The following is a 22,253-nucleotide window of genomic DNA, read 5'->3' as shown; positions in this document are numbered from 1 at the left end:
CCCAGGATATCGACCTACCCACACCGGATGACGACCTTGCCGAAAGCGCTGCCGCCGGCGCCGCGGTCCAGCGCCCGCTGACCGTCGGCGAGCGGCCACACGGAGTCGATCCGCGGCGAAATCCCGGCGGTGACGCAGAAATCGGCCATCCGGGCCAGTTCATCGCGGCTGCCCATCGAGCTTCCCAGCACGGACAGCGACCGGAGGAACAGCGCCGTCAGGTCCACCTGGGCCAGCGTGCCACCGGAGGCCCCGGCGGTCACCAGGCGGCCGCCGGGCCGCAGCGCCGACAGCGAATGCCCGAACGTCGCCCCGCCGACGGCGTCCAACACGACGTCGACCGGCTCGGGAAGCGCGCCGCCACTGGGAAACGCCGCGTCCGCGCCCAATTCCCGCACGGCGCGGTCGCCCCGCTCGGGATCGCGGGACACCACCCACACCCGCAGGCCGGCGGCCTTGCCCAGCTGCACCAGGGCCGTGGCGATGCCGCCGCCGGCCCCCTGCACCAGGACGGTCTCGCCGGGAACCGCCCGGGCCCGGGTGAACAGCATTCGGTACGCGGTGAGCCAGGCCGTGCCCAGGCCGGCGGCGGCCTCCCAGCTCAGGCCGGCGGGCTTGGGCACCACGTTGGCCCGCGGCAGCCACGCGGTCTCGGCGAACGTGCCGTCCACGCCCTGCGACAGCATCCGCACGTTCGGGTCGAGCATCGGGTCCGCCGCGAATTCCGGGGCGGCGAGAATCGGGTAGATCAGCACTTCAGTGCCGTCATCGGTGATTCCGGCGCCGTCGGAGCCGAGCACGGTCGACTGTCGGCTCGGATCGGCGCGATAACCGGCGGCCATGGCGAAATCGCTGGCGTTGACCGACGCCGCCTTCATTCTGACCCGAACCCAGCCGTCGGGCGCCGTCGTTTCAGGCCCCTCTCCCACCGTGACTCCCGATGTGGTCAGGCGAATTCCCAGCATGGTCTCACGCCCCCGGGAAAACGTAGAGGAGATCATGCTTGATCACGTGCCGCTGGATCCGCCACTCCCCGTCCCGACGCCGCAGCGAGGTCGTGACATAGCCGGACTCGATCGGGGTGATGCTGCCCTGAGATCCCGAAGTGCCCTCCGGCCAGCCGTCGGCCGGGCGGGCGATGCCCAGCGCCGAGTACACCAGGAACTGGGCGTCGTATTCGGCGGCGTCGCCGTCGATGGTGACAATGGGATTCACCGTGGTGTGATGGCTCCAGCCCAAATCCGGATGCGGCACCATGCCGTTCTCCACCGCCGCGCCAATGGCGTCCGCGCCTTCCATCGCGCCGAGGAGCTCATCGCTACCGGCGCCGGAATAGTAGACGTGCACGGTGGCGTCCGGCCAGAAGACGGCGGCCATGGATTTCGGGTCACGATGGTCGGCAGCCCGGAGATAGCGGGCGAGGACTTCGTTGACGAGCTGATAGTCGGTCATGAACTCATTCCAGCAGGCCGCAACGCCCGGAGCTATGAACAGTTCGCCATGGATCTATACCCTGGAGGTATTCATCGGACGGTCCGCGGCCGGACGGCGTTGGCCCGGTCCACCAGCGCCACCCGCTCGGTGACGCTGCTGGCCAGGCGGGCCAGCGTGCGGTAGCAGTCCTCCAGCCCGAACCGCAGCCCGCGCTCGGTCAGCTCCGCCCCCAACACCGTGGTCACGCCGTTGTCGCCGCCGGGCTTGCCGGCCAGCACCCAGTCGAACGCGGCGCCCAGCACGTCGGCGGTGAGCCTGGTGCGCTTCTGCACGTCCACGGCCAGCCGATCGAGGCGGCTGCCGGCCTCGACCAGGTCGGCCACCGTCAACTCGGCCGGCCGCCGGTCCCGGATCCGCACTTTCAGCGCGCCGATCTGGGCCGACAGGTGCTGGCTGGAGCTGTCCGGCACGGAGTCGAGGATCTCCACCGCCCACGACCGGTGCCCCTGGGCCAGCCGGGTCCGGGCCAGGCCGAACGCGGCACTCACGTAGCCGTGGTCGGTGCGCCACACCAGCTCGTAATACCGTGCGGCAGCGGCATGATCGCCGCACAGCTCGGCGCTGACGGCCAGCGCCAGCTTGACCGCGGGCTCGCCGGGCAGCGTGTCGAACACGGCGTTGAAGGCGACCTTGGCCTCCTTGGGCCTGCCCTGCGCGATGGCGACAAGTCCCTGGTACCACCGAACCCGCCAGTCGCCGGGCACGTCGTCGGCCGCCTCATCGAGCGCATCGGCCGCCGCCGGCAGGTCCTCCAGATCGATGTACGCGCGGGCCCGCCGCATCAGGACCTCGGGCGTGATCATCGGCGCGTTGTCGAGACTTTGCAGCATCGCCTTGGGATTCACGCCGGTCACGGTGGCGAGGAAACCGGCGGCCGGGTCGCCCGCGTCGACCTGCGGCACCGGCAGCCCGACGGCGACCTCGTGCGGCTCGGGGGCCAGCAGCTCGTCCCGCGGCCCGAACGGCCGGCGCTCGGTGCTGAACATGTGCGACAGCCGGGGCGGCGGCTGCTCGCCGCCGATCGCCACCACCTCCCGCAGCACGCCCACGAGCTGCTCGGCCATGTCCTCGGCCGAGTGGAAGCGCCGCTCGGGCTTGTCGTGCGTGGCCCGCAGCAGAAACCGGTGGTAGGACTCGAAGATCTCGAACAGCGGCACCTCGTCCGGGCCCGGCAGCGAGTGCTTGTGGCGGCCGCGGTACTCCGGGAACTCGAAGCTGAGCACGGCCATCATCCGGCCCACCGTGTACAGGTCCGACGCCACCGACGGCCCGCGCCGGCCCAGCTCGGGCGCGCTGTAGCCGGCGGTGAAGAACAGCGGGCTCTCGAAGTCGTCCAGCCGCCGCACCGCGCCCAGGTCCAGCAGCTTGAGCTGCTCGTCGGTCTGGATCACGTTGTCCGGCTTGAGATCGCAGTACAGCAGGCCGACCCCGTGCAGATAACCCAGCGCCGGCAGGATCTCCAGGCCGTAGGCGATCACCTGCGGCAGCGGCATCGGCTCGATCCGCCGGTCCGGCCGCCGGCGCTGCAAGGCCAGCTCCCGCAACGAGTTTCCGCCCACGTACTCCATCACGATGTAGCCGACCATCGTGCCGGTGTCGGGATCCGGGTGCTGCACGAAGTTGTAGATCTTGACGATGTTCGGGTGCTCGACCTCGGCCAGGAACCGCCGCTCGGCCACCGCGGCCGCCATCGCCGCCGGGTCGCCGGTGTCGATCAGGCCCTTGAGCACCACCCAGCGGTCGTTCACGTTGTGGTCGCGGGCCAGGTAGATCCAGCCCAGGCCGCCGTAGGCCAGGCAGCCCAGCACCTCGTACTGGCCGCCCAGCACCTCGCCCGGCTCCAGTTTGGGCACGAACGAGAACGGCGTCCCGCAGCGCGGGCACACCCCCGCGGTCAGGCCCGGCACGCCGTCGACGCTGCGACCCACCCGGGAGGCGCAGTGCGAGCAGAACCGCTTGTTCTCGGCCACCACCGGGTTGTCCAGCACCGCCGTCGACGGATCCCGGTAGGGCACCCTCGGCACCTCGACCAGGCCGGCGCCCAGGCCGCCCCGGCCCAGCGACGGCCCGGTCAGCGGTCTGGAGCCCTGGCTCGACGGCCGCCACGCCTCGTCGGTGTGCCCGGTCGGGGCGAGGCCGGTGGCGGCGGGTTCCCACTGTTCGGTCGGCATGGTCAGTCCACGTATCGGGGCGTCGGCGGGGCCGGCGCCGGGCCCAGCCGGTCGCCGAGCCAGTGCTTGTAGTCGGCGGTCCAGGTGCCGTCCGCGCGGATCTTCTCCAGCACGGCGTTGATGAACCGGACGAAGTCGGTGTCGGTCTTGGGCACGGCCAGCCCGTAGGGCTCGTCGGCGAAGCGCGGCCCGACCACCTTGGTGTACGGGTCCTGCGCGGCCAGCCCGGCCAGGATGGTGTCGTCGGTGGAGGTGGCGGCCACCTGGCCCTGCTGCATCAGCACCAGGCAGTCGGTCCAGTTGTCCACCGACACCAGCTCCGGCTTGGAGGCCACCTCGGTCAGCGCCTCCAGCGAGGTGGAACCCTTGGTGGCGCACACTTTCCGGCCGGCCAGGTCGCCAACGTCCCTGACCGGAGAGTCGCTGTCGACCAGCACCCGCTGCCCGGCCGAGAAGTACACCGAGGAGAAGCCGACCTGCTCGGCCCGGGCGCAGTCGATGGTGAACGTGCGGGCCACGATGTCGACAAGTCCCTGCTGCAGCACGGGAATCCGGTCGGCGGAGGTGATCGCCTTGAACTGGATGCGGTCCGGGTCGCCGAACAGGGCCTCGGACACGGCGTGCAGCATGTCCACGTCGAAGCCCTCGACCTGGCCGGTGATCGGGTCCCGGAAGCCCATCGGGAAGGTGTTCTGGTCAACGCCGGCGATCAGCCGGCCGCGCTGCACGATGCGGGCCATGGTGGAGCCGTCGGGCATCTGCCCGGGCGGCGGCAGCGGGCCGCTGGGACGCAGGCTGGCCGTGGCGTCGCAGTTGGTGTCCGGGGCGCTGGTGGTGGGGGTCGGGGCCGGCGCGCCGGCGACGCCCGGCGGCTGCGGCACCGTGACCGAGGACGAGCTGTCCACCGGCTGCGGCGGCAGGCTCGAGCCACACCCCGCCAGCGTCAACGCCAGCGCGGTGGCCGCGACCGCCCGCCTCACCAGTACTCCCTCAACCGCTGCCAGATCCCCCACCCCGAGGCTACGCCGATCACGACCGCGATGACGATCAGTCCGGGCCGCAGCAGGGTCAGGGCGGCGTCGGCGGCCGAGGCCTGCCGGTTGAACGCCGTGCGCGCGGTGTCCAATGCGGACAGCAGGTTCTTGTCCAGGTCGGCGAACAGCGAGCCGCTGCTGCCCGCGCTCGTGCCGATGCTGTCCTCCACGGCCTGGCTGTACTGGCCGGCGTCGTCGGCCGAGCGGATCCGCCGGTGCACCGTGGTCCACGCCTGCTGCGCGCGGATGGCGTTGTCGAGCGCGGTCCGCACGGACGGGTCGGTGGCCATCGCGCGGGCCTGGCCGAGCAGGCCTTCCGAGCCGTCCCGGCCGCCGAGCCGGTTGGCCGCCGCCAGGTAGTCGGCCTGGTAGCTCTGGCCGGTGCCCCGCACCACCAGCGTCAGCGTCTCGTCGGCCCGCGCCTGCACCGCCGCGAACCGGGCCTGCACCAGCACCGCGACCTGGTCCGAACCGTCCCTTTGGGCACCGTCCAGGTGGACGGTCACCGCCGTCATCGCCGCCGAGGTCCACAGCAGCGCCACCACCGCCGCCCCGGTGGCCACCACCAGGCCGGTGTTGACCAGGCGATTGGTCGTGCCGAGCAGGTACCACTGGGCGGCGAACAGCAGCGCGACCGTGATCAGCAGCAGCACCACCTCGCCGATCGGGAAGGCCGTGGCCGCGTCCTGCTCGGCCGTGAGCCGGGCGTTCTCGGCCTTGTAGAGCTGCTCGGCCGCCGGCAGCAGCTTGCCGCGCATCAGGCCGGAGGCCTCACGCAGGTAGGCCGCGCCGACCGGGAAGCCCTGGCGGTTGTTGGCCCGGGCCGTCTCCACCAGTCCGGCGTAGATCGGCAGCTGGCTGGACAGCGTCTGCAACGCGTCCGGGGCGACGACGGTGCCGGCCTCCAGGGTCAGCGCCGAGGTCGCCTGGGCGATGTCGGCCAGGTACTGCTGGCGGGTCGCCGCCGGCTCGATGCCGCCGGCCAGGAAGGCGCTGGACGCCGTCGCGTCCGCGTCCTGTAAAGCGCGGTAGATGTCCTGCGCGGCCACGCTCAGCGGCTCGGCCGTGGTGGCCAGGTCCCGGACCTGGTCGCCCTTGCCCTGCACGCCGTTGGCCGTGACCACGCCCATGATGATCGCCAGCACCACCATGCCGGCGGCCATGCCGATGAGCCGTCCGGGCGTGGATTGCCCGAACTTGCGCAGGAAGCGCCAGAGCCGAACGGGCGCACGTGGCACCAGCGCGGCCCGGGTGATCACCCCGGCCATCGGCGATCACCCCTTCCCCGGTCGCACCCATGTCGACTATCGATCGTGCCGCCGGCCGGCGCTACCCGAATCGGTGAGCGGGCCGCCGATGTCTGCCCCTCGGTGTGGTTGCCCTCACCTGGTTGGCGGAGGGTGACGGCGTATTAACGGACCCGATTGGTCTAGATAAGGGACAATGACCGGCATGACCACTGACGTGCTGCGCTACGCGGCGTTCACCACCACGCCCGAGGGCGGCAATCCCGCCGGCGTCGTGCTGGACGCCACCGGGCTGGACGACGCCGACCAGCAGAAGCTCGCCGCCGAGGTGGGCTACTCGGAGACGGCCTTCGTCACGCGCGCCGACAGCGGATATCGGGTGCGCTACTTCAGCCCGCTGGCCGAGGTCGCCTTCTGCGGCCACGCCACCATCGCCACCGCCGTCGCTCTGGCCGAACGGGACGGTCACGGAGAGTTGCTGTTCCACACCGCGGCCGGCGAGATCCCCGTCACCACCACGCGCGGCGCCGACGGCCTCACCCGAGCCAGCCTGACCAGCGTGCCCACCTCGTCCCGGGAGGCCACTCCCGAGGAGACCGCCGACACCCTGGTCGCGCTGGGCTGGTCCACCGCCGACCTGGACAGCCAGCACGTGCCCCATGTCGCCTTCTCCGGCAACCACCACCTCGTTCTCGTGCTCTCCTCGCGGGCCCGGCTGGCCTCGCTGCACTACGACTTCGACCGGCTGGCCACGCTCATGACCCGGTTCGGCTGGACCACCGTGCAGCTGCTGTGGCCCGAGAGCGACACCGTCTGGCACTCGCGCAACCCGTTCCCCGTCGGCGGTGTCGTCGAGGACCCCGCCACCGGTTCGGCCGCCGCGGCCTTCGGCGGCTACCTGCTGGCCACCGGCCGCGTCGAGAGTCCGAGCCGGCTGACCATCCACCAGGGCGAGGACATGGGCCGCCCCAGCGTGCTCACCGTCGACATCGACCCGTCCGATCCCCGGATCACCGTCACCGGCACGGCCGTGGTGATTCCCTAGGGGGATAACGTCTTCGAGAGGAACACTCGGCTCACCCCGTCGTCGCCGGGCACCTCGCCGAACACCTGCCACCCGTTGCGGACGTAGAACTCCGGCGCCTGGAAGTTGATCGTGTAGAGGACGCCCGCCCGGCATCCCCGGCGCACCGCCTCGCGCTCGGCCTCGGCCAGGATCTTCCGGCCGAGGCCGGCGCCACGGCGCTGCGGCGGCAGGTAGAACAGGTCCACGAACAGCAGGCCCAGCGAGGTTCGGCCGGTCAGCCCGCCCACCACCTCGCCGCTGTCCGGCTCGCGGGCCAGCACCGCCAGCGCCCGCCGGTCGTTGCGGCCCGCCTCCCCCAGGTTGAACTCGTCCAACCCGGACTCGATCACGCCGACGTGCCGTGGATCCGGCGCGTCGGTGACGTAGATGTCCATGCCCCCGACGCTAGCCAGAGGGTCTGACAGTTCTCAGATGCCTTGCCAGGCCGGCTTCGTGGCGTAGGTCGAGCGGTAGTAGTCGGCCAGCTTCAGCCGGCCCGCCGCCGCCTCGTCGAGGATGACCGTGGCGTGCGGGTGCAGTTGCAGCACCGAAGCCGGGACGATCGCCGCCAGCGGGCCCTCCACCGCCAGCGCCACCGCCTCCGCCTTGGACTCGCCGGTGGCCAGCAGGATCAGGTGCCGGGCCTCGAGAATCGTGCCGATGCCCTGCGTCAGCACGTGCTGCGGGACGTCGTCCAGGCTGTCGAAGAAGCGGGCGTTGTCCACCCGGGTCTGCTCGGTCAGGGTCTTCACCCGGGTTCGGGAGGCGAAGGAGGAGATCGGCTCGTTGAAGCCGATGTGGCCGTCCGTGCCGATGCCCAGCAGCTGGAGGTCGACGCCGCCCGCCTCCTTCAGCGTCCGCTCGTAGGCCGCGCAGGCCGCCACCACGTCCTGCGCAGAGCCGTCCGGTCCCATGAACCGGTCGTCGGAGATGCCCAGCCGGTCCAGCACCTCGCGCCGGACCACCTCCCGGTAGGACTCCGGGTGGCCCGCCGGCAGGCCCACGTACTCGTCCAGCTGGCAGATCCTCGCCCGCGACAGATCCAGGCCGGCCTCCCGCCGCCGCTGCAACGCCTCGTACACCGGCAGCGGCGTCGAGCCCGTGGCCACCCCGATCAGCGCCTCCGGCTTGCCGCCCACCAGCGCGGCAATCGCCCCCGCCGCCAGCTCCCCCTGCGCCGCCGCGTCCGGCACGATCACGATCTCCATCACGGGCCCCCGACTGCTCGGTCCAATGGTTCAGACCAATCCTACCGTCGCCCGGCCCCCGGGAGAACGTGCGCGGCGACACGTTCACGCAGGTTTTGCCTGGACTGTCGGTCAACGCCCGCAGAGGTCCGCGGTGGTCGTCGCGACCTCCAGCACGTGGAGCGAGACGTATCGCTGCCGTCGCACGAACGCCGAGCCACGGCCGCTTCCCTCGTGCGGCAACGCCGCGCCCAGCCTGCGATGCGCCGGATCACCTGGCCGCGTCAGAAGAAAGACCTGATAGCGACCCTCCACCCACACCTCCCGCGACGCCTCGATGACGCCGGCGACCTTCCGGTCGAACCGATCATCCGAAGCACGCAGGCGTTCGACCTCTTCGGGAGTCCACGCGACATTGTCCCGTCGGTGCAGCACGGCGGGAACGTCTGGCTTGATCTCACGGTCGGCATAGAAGGCGATGCGCTCGACCGGCCGGAACGCCCGGCCGGCCTGGCAAACGTATGCGCGAGCGGATTCGTAGAGCGTCCACGCGTTCTTCGCGGGCACGACGACCGTGTCGGCAACGGTCACCGGCCGCTCTGCGTACACCTCCATCACATTGCCGCACCGCTCCAGCCACATGGCCGCATCAGCATCGATATAACGCGCGAGCTCGATAATTTGACGAATCTCGAACGGAATGTCCACATTGATAGTCGAGTCGTGATGGGCAAGCCGGTTTCTGAACACCCGCACTCGCTCGACGGCCACCGCGACCTGCTTCCGCCTCCCCGACGAATGGGGAAACGCCCGATGGAGGCAGTCACGCCAGAGCTCTTCGTACTTCGGCCCGAGAAGCCCTGACCAGAATCCGAAGCTCAGCCCGGCGACGATCTGGTGGCGCGACTCCTTGCGCTGCTCCCGCAACCGACCGCGAACCGCCGCGACGGCTTCGGCGACATGCTCCCCACCGGGCGTGGGAAGCAGGAACCACGGGATGCCGGTGTGTTCTTCCCGAAAATGCTCACGCAGACAGCGGTCGAGAGCGTTGCGAAGCAGAACCTCAAGATGCCCGACAACCGCAAAGGCCGCCGCCGATGTCAGGGCACTCCACTCGTATACAGTTCGAGCGCCGCGTTCTTGTCGCCGTTCGCGGCGCCCAGATACGGAGCCATCCTGGGCTCGGACAGCATGCTCCACACCTTCGAGAGATCGACCTCGACACGTGACACTTCGCGATGGTATCGTCCAAAACGAACGCCCCAGTGTCGCCTCTGCCTCGCATGCGCCTGGGGCTTCCTTTATTCACCCCTTTCGATGGGCACGATCACCCGACCGGTTGACACGCCCTCGCTGTCTGCCCCCGAACAAGCCGGTTACCTAGCTAGGCGCATAGCCGGATTCGGCGAGGATGGCGGCGGCTTGGGCCTGGAGGTCGGGGTCGGCGGTGGCGGTGGCGAGGGCGGCGAGGGCGAGGCCCTCGAACAGGCGGTAGCCGGCGGTGGCGGCCATCTCCCGGGCCTGCCGGGCATGGGTGGCAGCGTTGGGCCGGCCGAGGCGGTGGAGGGTCTCGGAGCTGCCGATCAGGGCCAGGCACTTGAGGTAGCCGGCGTCGACGGCGTCGGCGATGGCCAGGGCCTGGTCGAACGCGGCGGCGGCCTCGTCGAGGCGGCCGAGGTTGATGAAAGCGGACGCCTCGCCCGCGCCCCAGCCGACGGCCTCGGACAGGCTCAGCGAAGCCAGATAGTGCTCGATCGCCGCCTCGTACTCGTTGCACGGTCGCCCGCTGACGTCCACCCCGCGAGTCACCACGGTTTGCGCAGGTCGGAACCGGGGGCAGCCGCACGCGGGCGCGGCAAGGTTCCTGTACTCCGCACTACGTCGTCCGGTAACCTCGAAGGTATGAGCGAGCCTGTCAGCCTGTCTGTGGATGAGCTGCACGCTGCCACAAGACAGGCATCTCTGTGGGAGCAAGCCGTCCGACGCGCCGAACGTGGCGAGACAGTGGCTGTGATCGCCCATGGCGAGCACGTGGCCGATGTCGTGCCCTCCGGCGAACTGGACCGCTTGCGGGAAACGATCGAGGTGCTGTCGGATTCCGACGCGATACGCGACCTCGCCGATCGGGAACCCGTTGTGCACGGCATCGACGCCATACGGGCGTTGGTGGCGGAACGCGCGGCTCGTGAGGGTCAGTGACCGATCAGCCCTTCTCCGTTGACCTGACTCGCTCGGCCCGTCGCGCGCTGACCGAACACCTCCCGTTGGACGTGGTCATGGGGGTGACCGACTTCCTCGCCGGCCCTCTTGCCACGAATCCCCACAGGGTCGGAAAGGAATTGGATGCCCCGCTGAGCGGAGTCTTCTCCGCCCGCGTGATGCGCGAATATCGCGTGTTGTACGTGATCGATGACAATCGCAGGGTGGTCACAGTGCGAAGCATCCTGCATCGGCGCGACGCCTACCGCGGTCACTGAGCAGAGCCGGATTCCCAGCCGTGCACGAGGCCGGTCTCCGCGAGGATGGCGGCGGCTTGGGCCTGGAGGGCGGGGTCCGCGGTGGCGGTGGCGAGGGCGGCGAGGGCGAGGCCCTCGAACAGGCGGTAGCCGGCGGTGGCGGCCATCTCCCGGGCCTGCCGGGCATGGGTGGCAGCGTTGGGCCGGCCGAGGCGGTGGAGGGTCTCGGAGCTGCCGATCAGGGCCAGGCACTTGAGGTAGCCGGCGTCGACGGCGTCGGCGATGGCCAGGGCCTGGTCGAACGCGGCGGCGGCCTCGTCGAGGCGGCCGAGGAGGTAGAGAGCCTGGGCGACGGCGGTGACGCCCTCGCACTCGGTGTGGCGGTCGCCGGCCCGGCGGGCGAGGTCGAGACCGGCGCGGGCGTCGGCGAGGGCGTCGGAGCCACGGGAGAGTCCACAGTAGACACGGGCGCGCAGGGTGAGGGTCTCGGCCTCGTCGTTGATGCGGCCCATCTCCCGGTAGTACGCCAGCGCGGAGGTGACCTGGGCCAGGCCGATGTCGTGGTCGCCACGAAGGTGGGCGACGGCGCCGAGGTAGAACCGGGTGTCGGCCTCGCCGTGCCGGGAGCCGAGGTCGAGGTTGATCTCCAGGGCGGCGGCGAGGTGCCGGCCGGCCTCGGCGAGCCGGCCCAGTTGTGCTTGCACGGAGCCGAGATTGACCAGCGTGGCGGCCTGGAGCTGACGGGTGGGGCTGCGGCGGTACCCCTCGGCGTAGCGCTCGGCGGCCTGCCGGAGGTCGCCACGGACCTCGTCGATCAGACCGAGGTTGATGAACGCGGACGCCTCGCCCGCGCCCCAGCCGACGGCCTCGGACAGGCGCAGCGAAGCCAGATAGTGCTCGATCGCCGCCTCGTACTCGTTGCACGCCTGATGGGCCAGGGCAAGGCTGAAGCGCATCGCGGCCTGGCCCTGCCGATCGCCGGACTCTTCGGCCGCGGCCGAACCGGCCCTGGCGACGGCGAACCAGTCGGTGAACTCTCGATATTGGTAGAAGTAGCCACGGAGAGCGTCGGCCAGCAGCCAACTGGCCGGCCGCGGGCCGTGCAGGGCGGTCGCCACCAGGTTGGCGCGTTCGGCGTCCAGCCAGGCCAGGGCGGTGGCCGAGTCGGCGAACCGGTTCGGTTGACCGGAATCCCTTGGCAGGCGCAGCATGTACGGATAGAGCAGCTCCACGGCGTCCGCGGCCGAGGCCAGGTGCAACCGGGTGAGCCGATCAACCGCGGCGGCGCGCTCGGCGGCGCTTTCCTCGGCCTCGCACTGCTCCCGGGCGTACCGCGAGAGCAGGTCGTGCAGGAAGTACCGCCGGTGCACGTGCTGGGTGGCGAGGTGGGCGCCGGCGAGCCGATCGAGCAGCCGCCCCGCCTCCTTGGGCGGGCACTCGGCCAGCGCGGCGGCGGACTCGACCGTGACGTCCGGGCCGGGCAACAGGCCCAGCAGCCGGAACATCCGCTGGTTCTCGGGTTTCAGGGAGCTGTAGGACAGTTCGAACGCGGACCGCACGGCGTCGTCGAGGCCACGCAGCTCCCGCACGTACTCCTCGACTGTCCTGTCGGGATTGTCGCGCAGGTGGGCGGCGGCCATCCGAAGTGCCAACGGAAGGTGCGCGCAGGCCTGTGCCAGGTCGGGATCGGCCCATTCCCCCAGCAACTCGGCGGATTCGTCCGGGGTGAGCACGTCCAGCGAGACGCGGATGGCGCTGTTGAGCGCGACGAGCCCGTCCATCCGGTCCCGGCTGGTGACCACGACCGCGCAGCCGGGATCGCCGGGGATCAGCGGTCGCACCTGGTCCACGCCGGCCACGTTGTCCAGCACGACAAGCATTCGCCGGCCGTTCAAGCGGGTCCGGAACACGCCGGCGGCGTCGGCGAGATCGGCGGGCATCTCCGTCGGCGGCACGCCCAGCGTCCGCAGGAAGCGCATCAGCGCCTGCTCGGCGGTCAGCGGCGGATCCGAGGAATAGCCGCGCATGTCCAGGTAGAGCTGCCCGTCCGGGAACCGGTCCCGCCGCAGGTGCGCCCAGTGCGACACCAGGGCGGTCTTGCCGACGCCGGCAGTGCCGACGACAGCGGCGATCCGCACGGCGAAACTGCCCTCGCCGACCGTGGTCGCGGCGTCCAGCGCGGCGATGTGCTCGGCCCGGCCGGTGAATCCGGTCGCGGGCGGCAACATCAGCGGCGGCCGCAGCTCCGCCTCCAGTTGCCGCAAGTCCACGCTGGGGTCGAGCCCCAACTCGTCGGCCAGCCAGGTTCTGGTGCGCTGCACCACATCCAGCGCCTCCTCGACCCGGCCGAGGCCGGCCAGCGCGCGGGCGAGCTGACACACCAGTCGTTCCCGCGCAGGGTACTCCCGCACCAGCTCCGTCAGCTCGTCGACGACTTCCTCGTGCCGGCCGAGCCGCGAGCGGGCCGCCGCCCGGTCCTCGATCGCCGCCAGCCGCGTCTCCTCGACGCCGGCGCACAACCGTTGGCGGGTCACGTCCTCGGCGACATCGGCCAGCGCCGGCCCACGCCACAGCCCCAACGCCTCGTCCAGAAGCGACACCCGCTCGGCATCGGAGTCGAGCCGGCTCGCACGCGTGACCAAGGACGTGAACCGGTGCACGTCGATCAGCGGCGGGTCCACCCGCAGCAGGTAGCCGGCCCCGTGCGTCTCCAGCTCCAGCCCGAGCCCGGCCAGCCGGGTCCGCAGGTCGGACACCCCGACCTGGACGGCGTGGGCCGCGCGGCCGGGCGGTGACACGGGCCACACCAGCTCGACCAGGCGGTCCAGCGGCACCACCCGGTTCACCTCCCAGGCCAGCACCGCGAACATCAGCCGACGCTGGCGCGGGCCCAGCGGCACGTCACGGCCGTCCACCCGCACGTGGACGTCGCCGAGCAGACCGATCTGCACATGCCCTCCCTGCCGCGGCGGCCGCAGGACGATGCCGGCGGCACCGTTGTCGGCGAACTGTATGTGATGGCCGACGGGAAACGTGACCGCTGTGACCGGTGGTGCAACCAGTCCCGCCCGCCCGGCGTCGAGTCGGGGCAAGAGCACATGATCAGTTCGGAAAGGACACACCCATGCGTTTCACTCCGGTTCGGGCCGGCGCGGCGTCCGGCGTCGCGGCGGCACTGGGGGTCGCGACGTTCGCGCTCGTGAACGCCGTGCCGGCCGCGGCGGTGGACAGCTCGGTGCTGGGGCCCGACGGCTACGGCCCGATCAAGGTGGGCATGAGCGTGGCCCAGGCCAAGGCGACCGGCAAGGTCGGCTCCCCGGTCGGCGGCACCGACCTGTGCCGCGGCTACAACTGGGCCTACTCCGCCGGCCCGGTCCTGATCATGTCCACCAGGTACGGCGTCTACTCGGTGCCGGGCACCGCCCCGGGCGCGCACACCCCCGAGGGCGTCAAGGTCGGCTCCACCGAGGACGAGGTCCGCGCGGCATACCCGGACGCGGTGTCCGGGCCGCACAACTCCGTCATCCAGTACACCGTGCCGACCAAGGAGAACCCGGCCAACCAGTACGTGTTCGGGGTGCGGGACGGGCACGTGGTCGGCATGGCCGTGCAGTCGGTGGACGCGCACGACTGCCTGGCCGGCTGACAGCCCGGACGCCATGCCGCCGACGGCGCGAAATACCATCAGCGGCATGGCACTGGACAGGCTGAAGTCGACCTGGGAGAACCTCGGGCGCGTCGACCCGCGGTGGGCGGTGCTCACCGACCCCGAGCGCCGGCACGGCGGCTGGGACACCGACGAGTTCCTGGCCACCGCGGCCGGCCCGATCCAGCGGGTGCGCGACCTGGCCGAGGCGGCCGGGCTCTCGCTCGGCGACCGGGCCCTCGACTTCGGCTGCGGCGCGGGGCGGCTGAGCAACGGCCTGGCCGCCCACGTCGACACCGTGGTCGGCGTGGACATCGCCCAGTCCATGGTCGACGAGGCGGTGCGCATCAACCGCTTCCCCGACCGGGTCTCCTTCACGGCCTACGACGGCCAGCGGCTGCCGTTCGACGACGAGTCGTTCGACTCCGTGGTCAGCCTGATCTCCATCCAGCACTCGCCGCCGGCCGTGCAGCTGGCCTGCCTGGTCGAGCTGCACCGGGTGACCAAGCCCGGCGGCGTGCTCGTGCTCCAGATGCCGGCGCGGCCCAACAAGCCGTCCGAGCTCACCCACGACGCGATGCGCGCCCACATCGAACCCCTGGGCGCGCCGCGGTCCGTCGGCGCCGGGCAGTCGATCGCCGTGCACGCCAAGGTCACCAACACCAGTTCCACGCTGTGGCCGGCCGGGCAGCTCATCCGCTTGGGCAACCACTGGCTCCGCGACGGCGAGCCGGTGCGGTGGAACGACGGCCGCACCGACATCCCGCACGACCTCGCGCCCGGCTCGTCGGTCGAGATGCAGGTGCCGGTGGCCGCTCCCGACGAGCCCGGCCACTACGTCCTGGAGCTGGATCTGGTGCAGGAGGCCGTTTCCTGGTTCGCCGAGGCCGGCGGCGCCTCCGTCCGGCTGCCCGTCGAGGTCGTCGCGTCCGCCCCGGCGCCAGCCCCGGTGGCCGCGCCGGTGGAGACTCCGGCCCCGACCGAGCCCGCCCAGGGCCGCGACGACGGCGGCATGGAGATGTTCGGCGTCGACCCCGCCCTGGTCCGCCTCCTGTTCGCGCACTGCGGCTCCGACGTCGTCGCGGCCGCGCCCGACGACATGGCCGGCTCCGAGTGGGAGAGCTACACCTACGTCATCCGCCGCGGCGTGACCCTCTAGTCGAACCTCACGAACGCGCGGAGCGTGCCGGGGCCGAAGTCGCGGATCTCGGCGTAGCCGAGGCTTTCGTAGAAGGCGCGCTGGGCCGGTTCGTCGTCGGTGAGCAGCACCTTCTGCCGTGTCGACCGGTAGCGGTCGAGCACGGCCAGCACCAGGGACCGGCCGAGGCCCCGGCGCTGGGCGTCCGGATGCACGAGGACGTCCTGGAGATAGCAGATGGTGGCGTCGTCGGACATGGCCCGGGCCAGGCCGACCAGGCGGCCGCCGAGCCGGGCGGTGACCACATAGGACGATCCGGCGATGCCGGCCCGCAGCACCTCGGGATGGTCGGTGTAGGCCGTCCAGCCCACCGCCGCGTAGAGCGCCAGCAGCTCGTCGAGCGCTATCCCCGTCTCGGGGCCGATCACCGGTTCGTCCACGGCCGGCAACCCTAGGCGATGAGTTCCTCAGCGACCCAGTGGGCGACGCGGTCGGGGTAGGGGGTGGGCAGACCGAGGACGAGGTGCTCGAAGCCGGCGTCGACGGCCTGTTTGATCGCGCCACGGGTGTCGGCGGGGCGGTCGTAGGCGACGGGCAGGAAGATCGAGCGGGTGACGGCGGCGGGGTCGCGGCCGATTTCCGTGCAGTAGCGGTCGAGCAGGCGGCTGCGCTTGGTGACGTCCTCGATGTCGCCGCCGGGGATGTTCCAGAGGTCGGCGTGCTCGGCGACCAGTCGCAGCGTGGCCGAGGAGCGGCCGCCGACGAGGATGGGCGGATGGGGGCGCTGGACCGGCTTGGGGTTGCCGTAGGCGCCGGTGAGGCGGACATGGTCGCCGGCGAAGTCGAACGGCTCGGCCTCGGTCCACAGGCGGCGGATGACGGTGAGGGACTCGCCGAGCAGGGCGACGGCGTCGGCGGAGCCGAGGTAGGGCAGGCCGTGGCCGTCGTACTCGCGCCGGGCCAGGGGGTGGTCGGGCCGCGAGCCGACGCCGATGCCGAAGTCGAGGCGGCCGCCGGAGACGACGTCGACGGTGGTGGCGATCTTGGCCAGCACGGCTGGCGGGCGGAAGCGGTTGCTGGTGACCATGAGGCCCAGGCGCAGCCGGCGGGTCTGGGCGGCCAGCGCGGACAGCAGGGTCCAGCCCTCGAAGATGGGGCCGGCGGGGTCGCCGGCGATGGGCATGAGGTGGTCGAACAGCCAGGCGTGCTCGATCACGGGCACGTCGTCGGCCTCCCGCCAGACGCGGGCCAGGTCGGCGTAGTCGACCTGCTGCGGGGCGGTCATGATTCCGAACCGAGGCATCAGGGGCCTCCCGGTGGCACACTGGTTAAACGGAACGTTGCTCCACAAACGTAGCGGAGCGACGTTCCGTTTAGCAAGAGAGGAACGCGGTGACTCGGTCCAAGCGGGCGGACGCCCAGCGCAACCAGCAGACGCTGCTCGACGCGGCCGCCGAGGTGTTCGTGCGGTCCGGCGTGGACGCGCCGGTGCGGGACATCGCGGCGGCGGCCGGCGTCGGCATGGGCACCATCTACCGGCACTTCCCCACCCGCGCCGACCTGATCATCGCGGTCTACCGGCACCAGGTGGAGGCCTGCGCCGAGGCCGGCCCGGCCCTGCTCGCGGCGGCCGACTCCCCGCACGCCGCGCTGGGCCGGTGGATCGACCTGTTCGTCGACTTCCTCGTCACCAAGCACGGCCTGGCTGGCGTCCTGCACACGGAGGACTTCCAGCCGCTGCACACATATTTCCTCGACCGGCTGCTGCCCGTGTGCACCGCGCTGCTGGACGCGGCGGCCGACGAGATCCAGGCCGACATCACGGCGTACGAGCTGATGCGCGGCGTCGGCAACCTCTGCGTAGGGGCCGAGGACGACGACCGCTACGACGCCCGGCGGCTGGCCCAGCTGCTGGTCACTGGACTAGCCGCCCCACGTCCAGCGCAGCCTTGAGCTGGCCGTAGGTCAGCATCAGGTCGGCGACCCGCTGCAAACGGTCGCGGGACACCGACCGCGGGAACACGGGGATCGCGACCTCCTTGGCGATGTCGGCGGTGACGCCGGACACGAAGGTCGGCAGGATCTGTTGCACGGCAACAGTGTTCTGCGCGTCGGCGGCGCCGCGTTCGAGCGCCCGGCGGAACGCGGCGGCGGTGTCGGGGTGCTCCTGGGTGAACGTGGACAGGGCGAAGTAGCCGGCGATGGGCAGATCGTGGGCGGGGCCGGGGCCGAAGAGGTCGACGACCGGCACCGCGCCGACCTGGTGGCGGGCGATGGTGATGAACGGCTCCAGTTGCAGCGCGGCGTCGACTTCCTTGCCGGCCAAGGCGGCCGGGGTGTCGGCGTGGTGCACGATCGGCGTCTTCACGGTGGTCGGGTCGACGCCATCGGCCTGGAGGATGGCTTTCAGCGCCAGCAGCGGAATGTCGTTGGGGGCGTTGCTGCTGACGGTGCGGCCGGCGAGGTCCTTGGCGGTGTGGATGCCGGAGTCGGGCCGGGTGGCGACGATCTGCACGTGCGGGCCGCCCTGCGAGCCGTCGGCCAGGACGCGGTAGTCGCCGGTGCCGTTGGCCTGCGCCTGGAACAGGGTGGCCCAGTTGCCGAAGCCGATGTCGATGTGGTTGCCGGCCAGCAGCGGCAGGCTGTCGGTGCCGCTCTTGGTCGGCGTGATCTGCACCGAGAGGTGCTCGTCCCGGAAGTAGCCCTTGTTCATGGCCAGGTAGAACGGGGCGGTGTCGATCACCTGCATCACGCCGACGCGGACGACCGTCTCGCCGGCGCCGCGCGGCGGCTCGGCCGCGCCGCCGTTGAGCAGGCCGCAGCCGGCGAGGACCAGAAGCGCCAGGGCCAGCAGCGGCAGTCGGCGCATGACTCACTCTCCCTTGTGGACGGTGCGCCAGCAGATCGTGGAGAACCGGGCCTCGACCACGCCATCCGGGCCGGCCGGCGGCAGCGACCGCTGGCGGTCGAGGAATTCCTTGCGCTGCACCGGATCCATGGCGATGACCTGGCTGTACGTGCCGAGCAGGGCGACGAAGTCGTCGGCCGGGCGGCGTGAGGTCCAGCGGACCACCCGGTACCGGGGCGTGGTGAACGGGGCGTCGGCGGCCAGGATCAGCCGGCCCGGGCGGCGGCTCTCGTCGTGCGCGGAGGTCACCGGACGCCAGAACTCGGCGGTCCAGTCGTCGGCCAGCTCGGGCAGATTCCACGCCACGGCAAGGGTTCCGCCCGGCCTGAGCACCCGGGCCACCTCGCGCGAGGCCTGTGGCTGCGTGAACCAGTGCCACGACTCGAGGGCGATCACCAGGTCGGCCCCGCCGTCCTCGACCGGGATGTCCTCGGCCGAGCCGGCCAGCAGCTTCACACCGTCGACCCGAAAGGCCGCGCGCATCTGCGGGTCCGGCTCCACCGCCAGCACCTCGTCGGCCAACCGCGCCAGCCGGGGCGTCTGGATCCCCGTGCCCGCGCCCAGTTCCACCGCCCGGCGGCACGGCTGCGGCACCAGCCAGTCCAGCGCGGCGTACGGGACCGCCGTCCGCCACCGGTGGTATGCCTCGGCCACCGACCCGAATGCGTGCGACACGCCAGCAGCATGGCGGGCCCGCCGCGCCGCCGCAGCAATTCGTCCTCGCGTCACCGAATCAGCCGAGTCACGGAACAAGTTGCCGCCCTCAGTGTCGCGGTCGCAGGCCGTTCAGGATCACCGTGAGCATGCGACCGGCCTGGGCCTCTCGGTCGGGGGCGTCCTGGGTGGCCCAGGCGATCGCGCCCACCATCTTCAGCACGTCGGCCTCGTCCACGGCCACGATGGCCCCGGCCTGCCAGGCCCGATCCAGCAGCGAGGCCCCCACCTCGAACAGGTCGGCGTGCCAGTTGGCGACCTCGTCGGCGTCGACCGACGCGCTCATCACCGCGGCGGCCAGGCCACGGTAGGTGAGGCCGTGGCTGACGGTGGCTCGCAACCAGGTGGCCAGGGCCTCGAACTCGTCCCCGGCGGTCAGCAGGCCGCGGCCGAGGTCGGTCAGCTCGGCCAGCTGCCCGGCCAGGACCGCCCGCACCAGGTCGAGGCGGGTGGGGAAATGCCGGTACAGGGTGCCGCTGGCCACCCCGGCCCGCCGGGCGATCTCGTCCAGCGAGGCCTCCACGCCCGACTCGGCGAAGGCGATCCGGGCCTGCTCCAGCAGCCGCTCGTAGTTGCGACGGGCATCGGCCCGCATCGGCGCCACCTATGACGTTGCTAACCGGGGACACAGTCCGTTACCGTGCCCAGCTAACCGGACTGTGTCCCACCTTACTCGCCGGAGGGCGGCCCCATGACGCTGACCGCGCAGGACCGGATCGACATCGACGACCTGGTCAACCGGCACGGCCACCTGGTCGACGCCGGCGAGCTGGACCGGCTGGACGAGCTGTTCACCCCCGACGTCGTCTACGACGCCAGCGACTACGGCGGCGCCCCGCTGCACGGCGTCGCCGCCATCCGGGAGGCCGCGTTGGCCCTGGGGCCGGCCAATCCGGTCGGGCATCACGTCACCAACATCGTGATCACCGCGGTCGACGAGGTCACGGCCCGGGTCCGGTCCAAGGGCATCGGCATCCTGGCCGGCGGAACCGTCGGCAGCGCCGTCTACGACGACGTGGTCACCCGGGGGCCGGGCGGCTGGCGGATCAGCCACCGCAAGATCACCGCCCGCCGGGCGCCGCTGGGCGGGGCCGGGCCTCGCGATGTGCTGGAGCAGTTCCGACAGGCCGTCATCGACCAGTCCGCGGAGACCCTCGCGAGCCTCTACGCGGCCGACGCCGTCCACGAGTTCCCGTTCACCCGCCCCGGCCTGCCCTCCCGGCTGAGCGGCCGCGACGAGATCATGCGGTGGACCACGGCCATGTGGCCCGCCGTCACCTACCGGCGCTACCGCACGCTCGCGATCCACGACACCGGCGATCCCGACACGATCGTCGTCGAGCAGGAGGCCGTCGGGGCCGACTTCGCGCTGCCCAACATCGTCGTGCTGACGGTTCGCGCCGGGCAGATCACCCGCTTCCGGGACTACGTGAACATCCTGGCCGCCGAAGCCGTCCTCGGTTAGCTGGCGACACGGCGGCGGCGGGCGCGTTGGCGGCAGGTGGGGCCGCAGAAGCGGGCGGGGCGTCCGGTTCCGTGGAGCTGGAGCGGGGAGCCGCACTCGGCGCAGTGGCGGCCGGTTTCGTGACGCGGCCCGTCACGAAAGGCGGCCTGTTGCGTGACGATCAGGCCGTCCAGCAGCACCCGCACCAGGCGGACGCCGCGGGCCTTGTTCCGATGCACCCCACGGATCGAGGCCCCGCCGACGGCAAGCGCGGACAAGTCGTCGACCTGCACGTCGCCCCGCACGACGCCGGCTCGCTTGGCGTTCGCGAGCAGGCGTCCCAGGGCGGCCCGGAACCGTTGCTGTGCGGCGGCGAGCGCGGCGTGCGGCCAGCTGTGGTCGGCGGTGGCCGCGTCGCACACGGGTTGGCTGCCCATCGACTTCTCGATCACCTCCAGCAGGAACCCGATCAGCGCGTCGGCCGGCGCGGCGCGGACGGCCCACCGGTCGGCGGCGGCGACCAAGCCGTCCAGGTGCTGCACCAGCACCGCCTCGACCAGCGCGTCCTTGCTGGGAAAGTGCCGGTAGACGGTGCCCGCGCCCACGCCCGCGCGCTGGGCGATCCGGCCGAGCGACACGTCGAGGCCGTCCTCGGCGAACATGGCGGCGGCCGTGCGCAGCACCGCTTCGCGGTTGCGGCGGGCGTCGGCGCGGGGCACGGTCATGTCACGAAATCCTTGTCGACGGCGAAAAAACGGGCCGATCATTCCGGTTGAAGTATCCACCTCCTCCGGAACGGACGCCATGACAACGACAAGCCGCACCGACCCGATCCTCGTCACCGGCGCGACCGGCAAGCAGGGCGGCGCCACCGCCCGGCGACTGCTGGCCGCGGGAAAGCCGGTGCGGGCCCTGGTCCGCGACACGACCGCCGCCGCCGCGGCCGCGTTGGCCGCCGAAGGCGCGCAGCTGGTGCGCGGCGACTTCGACGATCCGGCGAGCCTGCCGCCCGCGCTCGACGGCGTCGCCGCCGTGTTCGCCGTGCCGCCCGTGACCTTCCGGCCGACCGGGCCTCAGACCGACCTCGAAGCCGCCCGCGGCCGTGCGCTGATCGACGCCGCGGCCAAGGCGGGCGTCGACCAGGTCGTGTTCAGCACCGTCGCCTCGACCTCGCCGCCCGCCCCGGCCAACAGCGGCAAGGCGCAGATCGAGCAGTACCTGCGTGATCACATCGAGCTGGCCACCGTGCTGCGCCCGGTCCGGTTCATGACCAACTATCTGCGCGCCGGCGTGTTCAGCATCGACGGCATCGTCGGCGGGGTGCACCGCCACCTGTTCCCGCCGCACGAACCCATGCAGGTCATCGCCCTGGAGGACATCGCCGAGTTCGCCGCGCTGGCCTTCGCCGATCCGGCCCGGTTCGCCGGCCGCACCCTGGAACTGGCCGGCGACGAGCCGACCCCGGTCGCCGCCGCGGCGGCGATCAGCGCGGCCACCGGCCTGCCGGTCCGCTACGAGCAGCTCACCGCCGAGGAGGCCGCCGCGATCAGCCCCGACATCGCCCGCACCCGGGAGCGCTGGCTGGCCGGCCAACGCTGGCACGCCGACATCGAGGCGTTGCGGGTGATCCACCCCGGTTTGCGCACGCTCGCCGACTGGCTGGCCGAGTCGGGCGCGGCCGCCATCCGCGCCGAGCACACCTGATCGCTGTTCACTTTCCGGCTACCCGCGCTGGCTAGGTTCCGGGC

At 71.7% G+C, this 22,253-nt stretch carries 24 protein-coding genes; 8 read left to right on the top strand and 16 right to left on the bottom strand.

Annotated features, from left to right (window positions below):
• Positions 1–14: 14 nt before the first annotated feature.
• The 5 genes from ACIG5F_RS09425 to ACIG5F_RS09405 all read right to left on the bottom strand — a co-directional run bounded on the left by ACIG5F_RS09425 (position 15) and on the right by ACIG5F_RS09405 (position 5,967).
• Positions 15–965: a zinc-binding dehydrogenase gene (locus ACIG5F_RS09425; protein WP_396516997.1), complete on the bottom strand. Its 951-nt coding sequence runs from the start codon at positions 963–965 to the stop codon at positions 15–17.
• Between the two features lie 4 nt (positions 966–969).
• On the bottom strand, positions 970–1,452 hold the full coding sequence (locus ACIG5F_RS09420; protein ID WP_396516996.1) for a nuclear transport factor 2 family protein: 483 nt from the start codon (positions 1,450–1,452) through the stop codon (positions 970–972).
• A 71-nt stretch (positions 1,453–1,523) separates the two neighbouring features.
• Positions 1,524–3,665, bottom strand: a complete 2,142-nt coding sequence (locus ACIG5F_RS09415; RefSeq protein ID WP_396516995.1) for a tetratricopeptide repeat protein — start codon at positions 3,663–3,665, stop codon at positions 1,524–1,526.
• 2 nt (positions 3,666–3,667) lie between these two features.
• Positions 3,668–4,645 (bottom strand): transporter substrate-binding domain-containing protein, encoded by a 978-nt coding sequence (locus ACIG5F_RS09410; RefSeq protein ID WP_396516994.1) that lies wholly within the window; start codon positions 4,643–4,645, stop codon positions 3,668–3,670.
• Entirely contained in the window at positions 4,642–5,967 is a 1,326-nt protein-coding gene (locus ACIG5F_RS09405) for a hypothetical protein (protein WP_396516993.1), read from the bottom strand. Before ACIG5F_RS09405 ends, ACIG5F_RS09410 begins: the two co-directional genes overlap by 4 nt.
• A gap of 175 nt (positions 5,968–6,142) precedes the next feature.
• On the opposite strand from ACIG5F_RS09405, the gene ACIG5F_RS09400 reads away from it, so the two are divergent.
• The gene (locus tag ACIG5F_RS09400) at positions 6,143–6,991 is read left to right on the top strand and encodes a PhzF family phenazine biosynthesis protein (RefSeq protein WP_396516992.1); all 849 of its coding nucleotides are present in this window, start codon (positions 6,143–6,145) and stop codon (positions 6,989–6,991) included.
• Here the strand turns inward: ACIG5F_RS09400 and ACIG5F_RS09395 are convergent.
• The 4 genes from ACIG5F_RS09395 to ACIG5F_RS09380 form a co-directional block, all read right to left on the bottom strand.
• Complete coding sequence (locus ACIG5F_RS09395) at positions 6,988–7,407, bottom strand: GNAT family N-acetyltransferase (RefSeq protein WP_396516991.1); 420 nt, start codon at positions 7,405–7,407, stop codon at positions 6,988–6,990. The genes ACIG5F_RS09400 and ACIG5F_RS09395 overlap by 4 nt on opposite strands.
• Positions 7,408–7,440: 33 nt before the next feature.
• Positions 7,441–8,220: a glucosamine-6-phosphate deaminase gene (gene nagB / locus ACIG5F_RS09390; protein ID WP_396516990.1), complete on the bottom strand. Its 780-nt coding sequence runs from the start codon at positions 8,218–8,220 to the stop codon at positions 7,441–7,443.
• A 111-nt stretch (positions 8,221–8,331) separates the two neighbouring features.
• A complete protein-coding gene (locus ACIG5F_RS09385) occupies positions 8,332–9,399 on the bottom strand; it encodes a hypothetical protein (RefSeq protein ID WP_396516989.1) in 1,068 nt (355 codons plus the stop codon).
• 180 nt (positions 9,400–9,579) lie between these two features.
• Positions 9,580–9,996: a hypothetical protein gene (locus tag ACIG5F_RS09380; RefSeq protein ID WP_396516988.1), complete on the bottom strand. Its 417-nt coding sequence runs from the start codon at positions 9,994–9,996 to the stop codon at positions 9,580–9,582.
• Between the two features lie 105 nt (positions 9,997–10,101).
• Between ACIG5F_RS09380 and ACIG5F_RS09375 the strand changes: the two genes are divergently transcribed.
• The gene (locus tag ACIG5F_RS09375; protein ID WP_396516987.1) at positions 10,102–10,398 is read left to right on the top strand and encodes a hypothetical protein; all 297 of its coding nucleotides are present in this window, start codon (positions 10,102–10,104) and stop codon (positions 10,396–10,398) included.
• Positions 10,395–10,676 (top strand): type II toxin-antitoxin system RelE/ParE family toxin, encoded by a 282-nt coding sequence (locus tag ACIG5F_RS09370; RefSeq protein WP_396516986.1) that lies wholly within the window; start codon positions 10,395–10,397, stop codon positions 10,674–10,676. Before ACIG5F_RS09375 ends, ACIG5F_RS09370 begins: the two co-directional genes overlap by 4 nt.
• Here the strand turns inward: ACIG5F_RS09370 and ACIG5F_RS09365 are convergent.
• Complete coding sequence (locus tag ACIG5F_RS09365) at positions 10,670–13,606, bottom strand: BTAD domain-containing putative transcriptional regulator (protein WP_396516985.1); 2,937 nt, start codon at positions 13,604–13,606, stop codon at positions 10,670–10,672. The genes ACIG5F_RS09370 and ACIG5F_RS09365 overlap by 7 nt on opposite strands.
• Positions 13,607–13,779: 173 nt before the next feature.
• On the opposite strand from ACIG5F_RS09365, the gene ACIG5F_RS09360 reads away from it, so the two are divergent.
• Together ACIG5F_RS09360 and ACIG5F_RS09355 are read left to right on the top strand one after the other, a co-directional pair.
• Positions 13,780–14,301, top strand: coding sequence for a hypothetical protein (locus ACIG5F_RS09360; RefSeq protein ID WP_396516984.1), 522 nt, complete (start codon positions 13,780–13,782; stop codon positions 14,299–14,301).
• A 46-nt stretch (positions 14,302–14,347) separates the two neighbouring features.
• Entirely contained in the window at positions 14,348–15,460 is a 1,113-nt protein-coding gene (locus ACIG5F_RS09355; protein WP_396516983.1) for a methyltransferase domain-containing protein, read from the top strand.
• On the opposite strand, the gene ACIG5F_RS09350 is transcribed toward ACIG5F_RS09355, so the two are convergent.
• Together ACIG5F_RS09350 and ACIG5F_RS09345 are read right to left on the bottom strand one after the other, a co-directional pair.
• A complete protein-coding gene (locus ACIG5F_RS09350; protein WP_396516982.1) occupies positions 15,457–15,879 on the bottom strand; it encodes a GNAT family N-acetyltransferase in 423 nt (140 codons plus the stop codon). The two genes, ACIG5F_RS09355 and ACIG5F_RS09350, sit on opposite strands and share 4 nt — an antisense overlap.
• 11 nt (positions 15,880–15,890) lie before the next feature.
• Entirely contained in the window at positions 15,891–16,742 is an 852-nt protein-coding gene (locus ACIG5F_RS09345) for an LLM class flavin-dependent oxidoreductase (RefSeq protein ID WP_396516981.1), read from the bottom strand.
• Positions 16,743–16,831: 89 nt separating this feature from the next.
• On the opposite strand from ACIG5F_RS09345, the gene ACIG5F_RS09340 reads away from it, so the two are divergent.
• The gene (locus tag ACIG5F_RS09340; protein WP_396516980.1) at positions 16,832–17,392 is read left to right on the top strand and encodes a TetR/AcrR family transcriptional regulator; all 561 of its coding nucleotides are present in this window, start codon (positions 16,832–16,834) and stop codon (positions 17,390–17,392) included.
• On the opposite strand, the gene ACIG5F_RS09335 is transcribed toward ACIG5F_RS09340, so the two are convergent.
• The 3 genes from ACIG5F_RS09335 to ACIG5F_RS09325 form a co-directional block, all read right to left on the bottom strand.
• Positions 17,355–18,308 (bottom strand): ABC transporter substrate-binding protein, encoded by a 954-nt coding sequence (locus ACIG5F_RS09335; RefSeq protein WP_396516979.1) that lies wholly within the window; start codon positions 18,306–18,308, stop codon positions 17,355–17,357. The genes ACIG5F_RS09340 and ACIG5F_RS09335 overlap by 38 nt on opposite strands.
• 3 nt (positions 18,309–18,311) lie before the next feature.
• The gene (locus ACIG5F_RS09330) at positions 18,312–19,022 is read right to left on the bottom strand and encodes a class I SAM-dependent methyltransferase (protein WP_396516978.1); all 711 of its coding nucleotides are present in this window, start codon (positions 19,020–19,022) and stop codon (positions 18,312–18,314) included.
• An 88-nt stretch (positions 19,023–19,110) separates the two neighbouring features.
• The gene (locus ACIG5F_RS09325; RefSeq protein WP_396516977.1) at positions 19,111–19,656 is read right to left on the bottom strand and encodes a TetR/AcrR family transcriptional regulator; all 546 of its coding nucleotides are present in this window, start codon (positions 19,654–19,656) and stop codon (positions 19,111–19,113) included.
• Between the two features lie 96 nt (positions 19,657–19,752).
• Here ACIG5F_RS09325 and ACIG5F_RS09320 point away from each other — a divergent pair, with 96 nt between their 5' ends.
• Positions 19,753–20,526 (top strand): nuclear transport factor 2 family protein, encoded by a 774-nt coding sequence (locus ACIG5F_RS09320; RefSeq protein ID WP_396516976.1) that lies wholly within the window; start codon positions 19,753–19,755, stop codon positions 20,524–20,526.
• On the opposite strand, the gene ACIG5F_RS09315 is transcribed toward ACIG5F_RS09320, so the two are convergent.
• Positions 20,523–21,230 (bottom strand): TetR/AcrR family transcriptional regulator, encoded by a 708-nt coding sequence (locus ACIG5F_RS09315; protein ID WP_396516975.1) that lies wholly within the window; start codon positions 21,228–21,230, stop codon positions 20,523–20,525. The two genes, ACIG5F_RS09320 and ACIG5F_RS09315, sit on opposite strands and share 4 nt — an antisense overlap.
• A gap of 79 nt (positions 21,231–21,309) precedes the next feature.
• Between ACIG5F_RS09315 and ACIG5F_RS09310 the strand changes: the two genes are divergently transcribed.
• Entirely contained in the window at positions 21,310–22,209 is a 900-nt protein-coding gene (locus ACIG5F_RS09310; RefSeq protein WP_396516974.1) for an NmrA family NAD(P)-binding protein, read from the top strand.
• Positions 22,210–22,253 lie beyond the last annotated feature (44 nt).

The sequence above is a fragment of the Kutzneria sp. NPDC052558 genome, from assembly GCF_044547355.1.
GTDB lineage: Bacteria > Actinomycetota > Actinomycetes > Mycobacteriales > Pseudonocardiaceae > Kutzneria.
This window is presented reverse-complemented; position numbering and strand designations above follow the sequence as displayed.